This window comes from Natronincola ferrireducens (assembly GCF_900100845.1).
GTDB lineage: Bacteria > Bacillota > Clostridia > Peptostreptococcales > Natronincolaceae > Natronincola_B > Natronincola_B ferrireducens.
This window is the reverse complement of the sequence record NZ_FNFP01000006.1, coordinates 89198-100574: the sequence shown is the minus strand read 5'-3', so window position 1 is coordinate 100574 and position 11377 is coordinate 89198. Positions and strand designations below refer to the sequence as shown.

At 33.3% G+C, this 11377-nt stretch carries 13 protein-coding genes; all 13 read right to left on the bottom strand.

Annotated features, from left to right (window positions below; all coding sequences use genetic code 11):
* Window positions 1-213, bottom strand: a 213-nt coding sequence (locus BLS22_RS11990) for a helix-turn-helix domain-containing protein (RefSeq protein WP_143011288.1), incomplete at its 3' end; no start/stop codon positions are given.
* Between the two features lie 131 nt (window positions 214-344).
* Window positions 345-1154, bottom strand: a complete 810-nt coding sequence (locus tag BLS22_RS11985; RefSeq protein WP_090553999.1) for a M15 family metallopeptidase — start codon at window positions 1152-1154, stop codon at window positions 345-347.
* A 320-nt stretch (window positions 1155-1474) separates the two neighbouring features.
* A complete protein-coding gene (locus tag BLS22_RS11980; protein WP_090553998.1) occupies window positions 1475-1861 on the bottom strand; it encodes a hypothetical protein in 387 nt (128 codons plus the stop codon).
* Window positions 1862-1887: 26 nt separating this feature from the next.
* Window positions 1888-2460, bottom strand: coding sequence for a GDYXXLXY domain-containing protein (locus BLS22_RS11975; RefSeq protein WP_090553997.1), 573 nt, complete (start codon window positions 2458-2460; stop codon window positions 1888-1890).
* Window positions 2453-3772, bottom strand: coding sequence for a DUF2157 domain-containing protein (locus BLS22_RS11970; RefSeq protein WP_176762167.1), 1320 nt, complete (start codon window positions 3770-3772; stop codon window positions 2453-2455). Before BLS22_RS11970 ends, BLS22_RS11975 begins: the two co-directional genes overlap by 8 nt.
* Before the next feature lie 114 nt (window positions 3773-3886).
* A complete protein-coding gene (locus BLS22_RS15665) occupies window positions 3887-4000 on the bottom strand; it encodes a YgjP-like metallopeptidase domain-containing protein (RefSeq protein ID WP_090553995.1) in 114 nt (37 codons plus the stop codon).
* Between the two features lie 66 nt (window positions 4001-4066).
* A complete protein-coding gene (locus tag BLS22_RS11960; protein WP_090553994.1) occupies window positions 4067-4270 on the bottom strand; it encodes a YwbE family protein in 204 nt (67 codons plus the stop codon).
* A gap of 581 nt (window positions 4271-4851) precedes the next feature.
* The gene (locus BLS22_RS11950) at window positions 4852-6447 is read right to left on the bottom strand and encodes an aldehyde ferredoxin oxidoreductase N-terminal domain-containing protein (RefSeq protein WP_090553992.1); all 1596 of its coding nucleotides are present in this window, start codon (window positions 6445-6447) and stop codon (window positions 4852-4854) included.
* A complete protein-coding gene (locus BLS22_RS11945; protein WP_176762166.1) occupies window positions 6440-7219 on the bottom strand; it encodes an ABC transporter ATP-binding protein in 780 nt (259 codons plus the stop codon). The genes BLS22_RS11950 and BLS22_RS11945 overlap by 8 nt, the downstream gene beginning before the upstream one ends.
* On the bottom strand, window positions 7194-7868 hold the full coding sequence (locus tag BLS22_RS11940) for an ATP-binding cassette domain-containing protein (protein ID WP_090553990.1): 675 nt from the start codon (window positions 7866-7868) through the stop codon (window positions 7194-7196). The genes BLS22_RS11945 and BLS22_RS11940 overlap by 26 nt, the downstream gene beginning before the upstream one ends.
* A gap of 14 nt (window positions 7869-7882) precedes the next feature.
* The gene (locus tag BLS22_RS11935; RefSeq protein WP_090553989.1) at window positions 7883-8692 is read right to left on the bottom strand and encodes an ABC transporter permease; all 810 of its coding nucleotides are present in this window, start codon (window positions 8690-8692) and stop codon (window positions 7883-7885) included.
* On the bottom strand, window positions 8689-9678 hold the full coding sequence (locus BLS22_RS11930) for an ABC transporter permease (protein WP_090553988.1): 990 nt from the start codon (window positions 9676-9678) through the stop codon (window positions 8689-8691). The genes BLS22_RS11935 and BLS22_RS11930 overlap by 4 nt, the downstream gene beginning before the upstream one ends.
* A 22-nt stretch (window positions 9679-9700) precedes the next feature.
* A complete protein-coding gene (locus BLS22_RS11925) occupies window positions 9701-11305 on the bottom strand; it encodes an ABC transporter substrate-binding protein (RefSeq protein ID WP_176762165.1) in 1605 nt (534 codons plus the stop codon).
* Window positions 11306-11377: the final 72 nt, after the last annotated feature.

Sequence of the window (11377 nt, the reverse complement as noted above, 5' to 3'; positions counted from 1 at the left end):
GCTTTCCTTTAATTCTTGCGAATACCTATTCCATGTTTTTGATGCTTTTAACCCTTCTATTCCATAAGTATTAAACATATATCGCCAATCTTGAATGGTCCTGTTGTGGACTCCAAATTTTGAAAGAATCTCATTTCTAGTCATCAATCCATCATCGTATGATTTTAGAATTTCGTATTTCTCATCAGCTGAATAACTTTTTCTTTTGCACATAAATATACTCCCCTTAGATAAACAGATTTTATTTTTTAATCTGTCTACCTAATAGGGAGCATATCACCTTCAAGGGTGCACTTCACTTCAATTTATTCTTCCTTAGGAGTTAAGACTTGTCAACTACGTTGCTAATTCAAATCAACTTGTTTTTGAAAATGATGGTAATCCTTGATTGTTTTCCACTCACCACCCCATGTCCATCCTCTACTAATGAATGCATTATAGCATGGATCTCCTTTAATTATCATACCTTTTCCAACATCTTCTCTATTAACGTAGTCTTTACCCGCCAACGGTAGAACTATGTCTCCTCGAATATAGGGATTCTGTATAGGGTTTATGTCAATCGCTACGCCATATCCATGTTTTGATATGTTTTGGGTTCCCTCTATTACTCTAAAGCAAAAACCGTATGTATTGTTGTCTTCCATGGAACGGTTATCATCTGCATCATACTCATCAATTAATCTTACCTTAGCAATAGGAAACCTTTCTTCATACAATTCTTCAAATATGTCAACTACTTCTTCAGCAATCTTTCTATGAACGATAAGCTCTCCTTTTTGTTGTTGTCCATCAAAATCCCAATAAGTCACAGTTAAATAGGATAGATCCTCTAACCCTATAGGCGCCTCTTCTCGCCAAGATACGCCATTGATTTTATTAATGATCTCTTGTGATAGATCCTCCCTTTTAAAAATTGGCGTGAAGTCAGTATTCCTATCATCACTATTAAATCCGCTGTTGATATGATCAGTGTCGCCATTGCTATTTTTATCTTTATTTTCTATCTCTTTATTATCCTTAATTTCTTCATTATACATTTCAGTAACCAATGACTTGTTTTTTAAAGCTGTTGTATTAAAAACAATCCTAATTAATAAAACCAAAAGAGTTACTACTATTAGAGACATGCCAATCTTTCCTATTAATTTCATTCTATTTTCTCCTATTCATTATAATGAAGTTTGTTAGTATAACATTTCTTAAACCCCTTATTTGTTACTTTAAATTTCTATATATGTTATTTATTTCCTTCATTTTTTTTGCAAACAATATAAAATAACCTAATATATCCTCAAAATAAATTCGGCTACAATTCAGGGAGAGTTTTTTCTCCTACTGAATCGTAGCCGAATTTTATCATTTAGCAAAAGGTGCTCTAGGATTTTTCAAGAAAGGTTTTAATACCCTGCTGCTTTTCACTTAGATCCTCTAGCTCTTCTACCAGCTTTATTACTTCATCTATTAAGCTTCTTTACTTCAACTCCTCATTCCATTTCGCTAATTCTACACTATCTCCACTTACATCCTTTATAATAATGGGATTTTTAAATTTACCTAATTCTTCCTTAACTAATCTAGCCATTTTTAATACATCTCTGTTTCTTGTAGTTGACGTTCCTTTGACCTGCTCATTTAAAGCAGGGTCATTAATAACAATCATTATCTCATCATCCACAAAATCCTCTAACTCCTGCAGTACCGTTATCAGTGCAACTTGCCCTACAATCGCTGGCTTTTTATATTCTTTAAAAAAGGATTTTTTACATAGGAGCTTTTCATCATTATAGATACTGTATCTTATTTCTATATCTTCACCCTCATAATGGGTTGTAATTCCTACCATATAAGCTTTAATCATTTATAACCCTCCATATTTTTAGTATTTTAATTGTCCCTTGTCTTTACCATTTCTTCTATTGTTCGTTCACCTACAAATAAGCTTTCTATTACTGCCATTCCTTTTCTTATTCTAACAGCTACATATACATTCTCTTCATTTTTTTGAAGATGCTCTAAAACTTTTTGTTCTGCTATAGGTGCAGCCTTTTCTTCCATATAATACCTATCAAAAGGTATTTGAAAATATGCTTTAGGCTCCTCTTGACTCCATGTATCTACATAGGTTATCTTTGTTTTAATATACTCTTCATTATGAGGAGCTTCTCTGTAGACTTTCTTAAAAGCAGTATACCCATCTTTATCTTTTTTTAATGTTATATATACTACTTCACCCCTACCATACTCTTCATTCTTCTCTATGATTACAAAGTTATTCTCTACAACAATGTCTACATAACGTCCTCTAAAGGGATCATAGGGATCTATAAGGGTCATTTTAAAGTTGTGAACATTTCCTTTACTTAAGGTAATCTCTCTTTGAATTATCATGTTAAGGGGTACAGCCAATTGGATTATTACAAGGATAATAAATAAAACAACTAAATGTCTTTTACCCATTGCTCATCCCCCTTTGCCTTTTAATCAACAACCTATTAGAAACAAGAAAACCTACACCAATAAGAATAAACAGCGTTCCCCTTAAAATAAAACCAAGATTACTGTCAAAAAATCTTAGAAATATTAGTAAACTTGTAATGATCATACCTCCATTGGTTATACCCATCCTGCATTTATTAATACCATATACTGTAGTAATAATGCCCACACCTAATAAATATAAATTAAAAATAATTACACCTATATATGGATTGACCGATGCAGCAAGAAAATATCCTATAGAGGCTATCACTGACATAGCTCCGAAGGCTAAAGAATTCTTTTCTTTCTTTTTTAAGAATATAACAAAAAGGTATAGGGATGACAGTAGGAAACCTCCACATATCACATAATCAAAGATTCCTGCAAATCTACTAAAATCATATCTATTGCGATAACTATTCCAGCCTATATTTTCCCAAAATTCAACATAAGTTAAAAGATAGGACATGACTAGAATTCCTCCGCCTCCTACAACACTAAAAGGTTTTTGCCAAAACCCTATATCATCGTCATAAAACATTTTGCCTAGTAGGTATAGTGTTGCAAAATATCCTGCATAGGTTATTATCCATAGTCCAGGCACAATCTTCTCAAGGGTGATTCCTAGGGCTATACATAATATTATAGCTATTGACCAGAGTAAAAAAACACTTCGACTTGTGTGAAGACCCTCTCTTATATTAAGTACTATATGGGGTAATACAAGTAAAATTAATCCCCAAAACAATACTCCATTACCTCCAGCAAATTGGGATGCTGTTGCCCATACTGTAATTCCTATCATATATAAAATGGAAGGAACTGATGCCTTAAACAAATAAACCAATGGAATAGATAATAGCATCCATACTAATAGAAAACTTTTAAAATCCCCTGCAATGTGATAGGTCTGACTTATTAAAGATATAGACGAACCAATTGCAATCATTAGGAAGGATGAGGCACCTTCACACCAGCCTAGTGACTCTTTTCTGTTTATAATAACCCAACCTGAAAGAAATTGTCCAATTAAAAGAGGTAAAAATGATAAAACAGTTCTTGCTGACCTTGATAAATCAGACCAGTTAAATGCTAGAAGCAATATTATCCCTAATGCAATTGATATTGCACCTAAGGTTCCAAATATTGAAAACACTAGGTTTTGCTTACCTTTCTCGTGGCTCTCTCCATAATAATCGGTAATTCGTTTAGCCTCTTCAGAGCTTAAAACTCCTTGCTTAATTAATTGTGGTAATTCACCATACAGCCATTTTACATGCTTTTTATTCATTCTTCCACCCCCTGATCTAGCTAACAAATCTTCCCTATAATGTCTTTTATTGATAGTATATCTATTATAGTCCCTGACGCCTATACCTTTGAAGGGCATAGGCAAATAAACATGTTACAGTTTCATCTGCATCCCATTATTCCTCAGCCATAGCTTTCTTTTTTCATAATCAGGTAGTATGCTGGCTACAACATCCCAGTATCTTTTAGAATGATTTTTTTCTGCCATATTTCATACTGAAATATAAGTTTCATCAATTACTCCTTATCCTTCACAATAAAAATTTTCTATACCTTAGTACTTTTCTTGCTTTATAGCTTTTACCCTACCTACAATCCCACTCTCAAGCATAACCTTGATACCATGATGATGCTCTGGTGATTTGGTAAGAATCCTCTTAACTATACCTTCTGTGAGCTTACCGCTACTCTGATCCTGCTTTTGTACCACCATTACAATAGACCCTATTTTAATATTACTTTTTTTAGTTCCCTCCATGATTTTATCACATTTCCTTTCTTTTGAAATATTTATAACTCCTGCGATTCAAATTTATCCCTCTTGAGAATAATTGGGGGGTCTTTTGCCTTCTAATCCCTATCTCCTTCTTGGCAACTATTTTTTAGATTCTAAATAAAGAGTTAAATTACTCCTATGGTTGATTATTTAGAAGTACCCTATGAGAACTTAGGCATTGAGATTAATACAAACACAAATCATGGAACTATAGTTAATAATACTATATCATTGGAGCTTATTAAATTAAATAATAGAAAAAAAGCATTTTATTTAATAAAAAAACATTATTCTCAAAGGGAAACTAAAGATACACTATTAAGTAAAGACCTAAGGATAAATAATAAAAATTATAAAGTGAATAATATGCTCAGCTAAAAAGAAATATTATGGGATATGTGCAGAAAATATTTTATATATGTAAGAAAAATTCTCCCCTCTGATAATCATGAAAATAATTACCAAAGAGGAGTTTTGTTATGATCAAAAAGGTTTTCACTAACTGTTTCATTATCACCCTTAAATACTTTAAATAATTTATACAGTTTTTGAACTTTTTTTATTTAAGATTGTACCTCTTTCCCAAAGTAACGGTATAATACCTTTACAAACTCTGGAATGCTATTGGAGAAATCCGAGCCTTTAGCTCTACCATCATAATCCTTTTCCTGTCTCAAATTATCTAAGGCGGAATTAATTATTTCTTGAGGAAATACATTCTCGCCTGTTTTTGCACCTATAAGCTTAGCCAATAACTCCAAGCCTTCATCACTATCTAGTATAGCAAAGGTAGCAAATAAGCAGATTCCTAAGTTCCCCATAGCCGTCATACAGCCATATAGGTATTGGAGGTCCCTTATATCTTCACATTCTTTTAATTTTTTAGTAATAGATATATTGAAATTTGATTCTTCTGTAGCAGCTGCTACTGTAACCATCTTTTCAAGTTCCCTAAGCTCTGAAAAAAGAGGATATATTCCCTTTGTTGTACTGGCAGCAATCCTACCAAGGGGTGTCAGCCTTTCAATTTCTTCTAACAGCTCCATCAATTTTTCCTTAGTTGGCTCTTCTGATAAGCCCTTTAAAAGCATACTACAGCTAAACAAAAACTCAATTGTATCAAGCCCTAAATCAAAACATTTTTTGTTGAGTCTACTTACAAATTGATGGTCGGTAATTTCAAACAAAGCTTGACAGGCAGCCAAAGCCTCACTCTCTGCAGGAGAACTATAAGCAATACTTTTTTCATCACTTCTATGCCTATTTAAGCATCCAATCACACAATTTGGGGCACAGTTTTTATTAATCTTTATGTTTGTTTTTTTAGGAAAGTCATTATTGGTATTCTTTTTAATTTCATGAGTTTGTTGTTGTAGCTCCTTTAAAAAACCTTCTTTATCCTTCATCATTTTTATGAGGGTAATCGAACCATAAGCCGGCAGGGCTCCCCCACAAACAGGGTGATTAATAATTATTTTTGACAATTCCTTAGAAAGATGTCTAAATTCTTCTTCGTTAAAAATAGAAGAGTTAAAATGCTTCTTTGTTGTTACAGCAACAGCTTTTAATCCCTTATAGCCAAATAAGTCTCCCATCTTTCCTCTAGTACAGTAATACTTGGGATACCCATTAGGATAAGTGCTAAAAACACTTGCAATAGCCATTACATGCTCACCAGCAGGACCTATTCCTAAGATAGAGGTGTCTTGTCCCCATGCATGTACTAAATAATCAATGGTCTCTTCTACTGATTTGTACTTTAGCTCTTTTATGTAATTTATTTCTATATTATCCTCTGTAATATGTAGGATCGCAGGTGCCTCAGCTTTGTTGATTCCAGTTATTATTATTGCTTCAATTCCTAAAGATGCCATCTTTTGAGATATGGGTCCAGCAATATTTATACTTTTAATGCCATGAGTTTTTCCTCCCTTTGCTGCAATTGTAAGTCTACCTGTGGTTGGTGCCTGTGTACCAGTTAAAAATCCTGGTGTTATAACAATACAGTTGGTCTCATCAAAGTAGTCTGCACTACAATCTACTTTTTCCATTACAAGGGAAGTAGCCAAGCCCCTGCCAATCCTATTTAGACTTATCTTTGTAGATTTATGACTTTTTATTTCTCCCGTACTTAGGTTAACTTCTAAAGTTCTATTCATTTTTTACCCCCCGAAATAAATTCATACATTCTAATAGCTGCTTCGTATACACCTCTTCTGGAAAATTCAATACTGTCTCAGCTTTACCCTGTTCAATAATCTCTCCATTATGCAATATGTAAATCCTATCACATATTCTTTCTATGATTTTTAACTGATGGGTGATAATTAATAGTGCCATATTAAATTGTTTTTTTATCTTTCCTATAATTTCTAGTATCTCATCAGAAGATTCATCGTCTAACATCGATGTGCTCTCATCTGCAATCAGCAGTCTTGGCCTTGGAATAATAGCTCTTGCAATGCATATCTTTTGTCGTTGACCTCCACTTAAAGTATGCACCCTTCTATGATACCACTGAGAATAATTTTTAATACCCACTACCTCTAATGCCTTGTCGGGAGTAAGTACTGATGAAAAATTGTATTTTTTACATAATTTTAAGGGTTCAATAAGCACCTCTTCAACAGTAGCTTCACTTTCAAGGGCACTATATGGATCTTGAAAAATGTATTGAATATCTACACAATCTGAAAATTTCCTCCTTCTTAAATTAGGCATTTTCTTATTCTTAAAAAGGATTTCTCCTCTATTGGGTGTTTCCAACCCTACAATAAGCCTTGCAAGTGTAGTTTTTCCACTTCCAGTTTCTCCTAATAGGCCTGTGGCAATTCCCTCGAACAAAGACATATTTACATTTTTCAATATTTGTTTTTCTTGTCTTATATAAAAGCTTTTAGAGATATCAGCAACCTTTAATAATTCCTTCATGATGATCTCCTTCATCTAATTTCAATATATTATCCGCTAGGTGAACAACAAATCCTAAGTCATGGGAAACCATTAGCATTGCAATACCTTCCTTTTTCTTTTCCTGTAGCATATTTAGTATTATTTTTAATGTAATGGCATCAATAGCAGTAGAGGGTTCATCCAAGACCAGGAGCTTTGGCTTTTTTAATAAAGCTAATAGCATTACAATTCTTTGCTTCATCCCACCACTTAACTGATGAGGAAATTTATCTAAAACATCCGCCTCTAGCTTCAATTCTTCTAACATCTGAATATAGTTATTATTGGTTGGGGATGGACAGCTTTTCTCAACATCCTCAATATGTCTTCTGATGGTAAGACAAGGATTAAGTGCACTTTGTGAAAATTGTGGCATATAGGATATAAAATTGTACATATTTTTTTTAGCCTTTACAATATCATCCCCAAGTAGATTAGCCTTCTCATATATAATGTTACCAGGAAACGCTAACCCAAATAGGGCATTTAATAATGTTGTTTTTCCAGTACCGGTTTTTCCCATAATAACTAAGCATTCACCTTCATTTAGTTTTAACTCTGGATATCTATAGCATGTCGTATCTGCTTTATAGGATATGGTAAGGCCCTTCACTTCCAATACTGACACTTGATATCTCTCCTTTATAAGTATTTATCCTCTACATTGAAGGATAACATAGATAATAGTAGTATAAATGTAACTATACAGAAGGCAGGAGGCAGCAACCACCATACATACCTATGCTGTAAAAAAATCTCCTCATAATCTATAGCTTGTCGTATAATCCTTCCCCATGATTTAATAGTTGGATCACCAATCCCTAAAAATGCTAGATTTGCTTCATACATTATTGCTTTACTACACTGTATTATAAACATTGTAGCCACTGAAGGATAAATATGCTTCCACAGCTTAATAAAGATATGAAATATACCTCCCTTTAGTAGCAGAGCATATTGTATAGCATCATATCTCATAGCAATTTTTGCCTTGAAACGGATAATTCTTGTTACACGACTCCATGAAAAAAAAGAAATAACAAAGATAATATTACTTACCCCCGGCCTAGTAAAGGCAGCAAATATCATAATCATGATTATTTCTGGTAAAATTAAAAAAAGCTCTGTGATTTTTATGATGACAGCCTCCACTATTCCTTCATAATAGGCACATACTACGGCTAGAAAGGTTCCAAACAGTGTTGATATTAAAGCACTAGATAACGCAATGCCTACACTGACACGGAATCCTATTAATAATCCAGAAAATATGTCCTGCCCCATGTAATTGGTGCCCAATAGATGTTGTCTACTTGGGGTTTGGAGCGGTTGAAAGCTAAAATCATTTGAATCATAAGGGGTAATATAGGGTGCAACAATACCTAGTATAATTATGAATCCTAAAATATAAGTGATTGTTTTCTTGTTTTCCAGCTTTTCATATAGTTTCATAGTTTTAACCTCGGACTTACTTCATATAAAATCCATTCAAATATTATATTAATAACAATTGCGTAAATTGCCACATATAGGAATATTCCTTGTATTAGAGGATAATCTCTAGAAGAAACTGCTATTCTTAATAAACCACCAATACCAGGATAATTAAAAATCATCTCAACGAAGAGGGTTCCCGCCACCGCATATACAAAATGAATGTTTAATTTACTTATTATCTCAGGTAAACTATTTTTAAAAATATAATGATATTTTATTGAAGCTTCATGAACATTATTATAATAAGCTAGTTTTACATAGGGCTCTTCTTTGATTCTCATTACAACATTTCTGGTTAATAAATAATTCGATGGTATCAAAGCAATTGTACTTGTTAACAAGGGCAGTATCATATGATACATAGCATCCATGATAAAGATAGGTACTGTAGGATTGAGGCGTAGACTATAGGCTCCCTGAGAAGGAAACAATTGTAATTTATAGGCGAAAAATCTTTGTATTAGCAATGCCACTAAAAAAATAGGTATACCTTGTAATAAAACATTGCAATACATCAGCATTTTGTCAGTTATAGACTTACTACTTAATGCAGATTTTATCCCCATAGGAATAGCAATAAAAGAAGCAATAAGAATGGACATTATAGAAAGAATTAATGTCCATCCTATCCTTCCGTTTATTAATTCCACAACAGGATATCCATAATAAAAGGAATATCCTAAATCAAAACTAGTGATATTTTTAATGTAAATTATGAATTGTTCCCTAAGAGATAGATGAGGGGCATAGTACTCTTGAAACCTATTGAAGGTGTCTTCTGGTAAAACTGTATTAAAGATATGAACATCTTCTTGAAAAATGGAAATAGGATTCCCTGGTATAAGTCTGGGTAAAATGAAAGACATTATAACAAGGAGGATGAACAACATTATGCTATTTACTACTTGTCTCAATATATAGCCCATTTTATTTCTTTTCATTACATCAACTCATTTGCAGATATTATTTTGTTCCCCATGTTCCATTTATGTATACAAGCTTATTTTGTGTGGTTGGTACTGCAATGGCAACCCCATCCTTAGTATAGAACCAACCATTCAGTTTTTCGGGATCATAGGCAAATGTAATTTTACGGTAATATAGGGTTAGGGTAGGTAGCTCCTCTGCAATAATTTCTTGTAGTTTTGCTACAGTTTTATATCTTGTGTTTTGATCTACCTCTCTTAATTGTTGCTGGAACAATTGGTCAAATTCAATATTACTCCAGGTTTTTCCTCCCTGAGAGGTTATTTGAGGTGTAGATCCTATGTTTGCATCCCTACTAACAAACCTTGCCAGCAGGACAGGGTCACCGCCAAAGGAGCCATGCCCATTTAGAGCCAATTGAAATTTACCCTCAGCAATAAGAGTGTCTACACTTCTTTGATCCATAGCTTTAACATTTATTTCTATACCTATATCGGATAAATATTTCTTTATCATTTCTGCTTCATCAACTCTATCATCGGTTACTAACATTTCATACTGTAAAGGAGTGTTATCCTTTACCATCCCTGATTGTGCCAATAACTCCTTTGCCTTTTGTATATCATAATTATAATTTTTTACTTCATCATAATACCACTCAGAGTCTGGATGAATATGACCAGGGTTGCCGACTATACCTGAATTCCTTGTAGCCTTTTCTACTAACTCTCTCCTGTTTATTGCATAATAAATTGCCTGTCTGACTTGACTATCGTTAAATTCTGGTATGTCAAAATTGAAATACATTCTAAACACCCATAGACCAGGACCCTCTATTACTTGAAAATCCCCTTCTTCCTTTAATCCCATAGCTTCTCCATAGCTTATTCTTTGTGCAGCGTCTAATTCACCATTTTTTAATGCTAAAGCCGATTGATTGTTTTCCCTCATAATTAATTGGTCAATAACAGGCTTGCCTAAAAAATAATCTTCATTTGCTACAAATATGTAGTTTCCCACATCTTTATCATAATGGGATAGTTTAAAGGGACCAGAACCAATTACAGCTTTGTCTGTATTAAATTTTTGGGGATCATCTATAGTTTCCCATATATGTTTAGGCATAATAGGTACATTGCCAGCAACATCTGTTATAAATGGGGCATAAATTTCTTTCAACTCTATTTCTACTGTATAGTCACTTATAACTCGAACTTCCTCTATCATGTTAAGGTTTACCCACTGGTGTGGATGCCTCATCATATACTCAAAAGAAAATGCTACATCTTCTGCCGTTAAAGCTTTGCCATCTGTAAATTTTGCATTATCTACTAGATTAAAAGTCCATACCTTATAATCATCTGATACCCTCCAATCTTTTGCAAGCATTGATACTACCCCATCTTCATCCTTCCAGGTTAAGGTGTCAAAAATAAAACTCATCAAAAGATAACCTCTTCCTCTTGGCGAAACTGTATATACTGACGGATATCCTAGGTTTTGTTCATCGATTCTCAAAATTCGAATTTCTTCTTCTGTATCTTCTATCTGATTTATAACTTCTTCATTGGGTTTTGTACTACAACCAAACAAAGCAATGATAAATACGATAGTAAGTAGCATAGCAATAAATTTCTTCATCTTCATCCTCCTCTAATTTTCAAATATATTATTTCATTAATAATTTTATATGAATATTTTTAATTTTTCCAA

What these genes read in the sequence shown, in the direction of transcription:
- BLS22_RS11925 (WP_176762165.1), bottom strand. Translation starts at nt 11,305, where the DNA reads ATGAAGAAATTTATTGCTATGCTACTTACTATCGTATTTATCATTGCT.
- BLS22_RS11970 (WP_176762167.1), bottom strand. Translation starts at nt 3,772, where the DNA reads ATGAATAAAAAGCATGTAAAATGGCTGTATGGTGAATTACCACAATTA.
- BLS22_RS15665 (WP_090553995.1), bottom strand. Translation starts at nt 4,000, where the DNA reads ATGGCAGAAAAAAATCATTCTAAAAGATACTGGGATGTTGTAGCCAGC.
- BLS22_RS11975 (WP_090553997.1), bottom strand. Translation starts at nt 2,460, where the DNA reads ATGGGTAAAAGACATTTAGTTGTTTTATTTATTATCCTTGTAATAATC.
- BLS22_RS11945 (WP_176762166.1), bottom strand. Translation starts at nt 7,219, where the DNA reads ATGAAGGAATTATTAAAGGTTGCTGATATCTCTAAAAGCTTTTATATA.
- BLS22_RS11935 (WP_090553989.1), bottom strand. Translation starts at nt 8,692, where the DNA reads ATGAAACTATATGAAAAGCTGGAAAACAAGAAAACAATCACTTATATT.
- BLS22_RS11960 (WP_090553994.1), bottom strand. Translation starts at nt 4,270, where the DNA reads ATGGAGGGAACTAAAAAAAGTAATATTAAAATAGGGTCTATTGTAATG.
- BLS22_RS11930 (WP_090553988.1), bottom strand. Translation starts at nt 9,678, where the DNA reads ATGAAAAGAAATAAAATGGGCTATATATTGAGACAAGTAGTAAATAGC.
- BLS22_RS11985 (WP_090553999.1), bottom strand. Translation starts at nt 1,154, where the DNA reads ATGAAATTAATAGGAAAGATTGGCATGTCTCTAATAGTAGTAACTCTT.
- BLS22_RS11980 (WP_090553998.1), bottom strand. Translation starts at nt 1,861, where the DNA reads ATGATTAAAGCTTATATGGTAGGAATTACAACCCATTATGAGGGTGAA.
- BLS22_RS11950 (WP_090553992.1), bottom strand. Translation starts at nt 6,447, where the DNA reads ATGAATAGAACTTTAGAAGTTAACCTAAGTACGGGAGAAATAAAAAGT.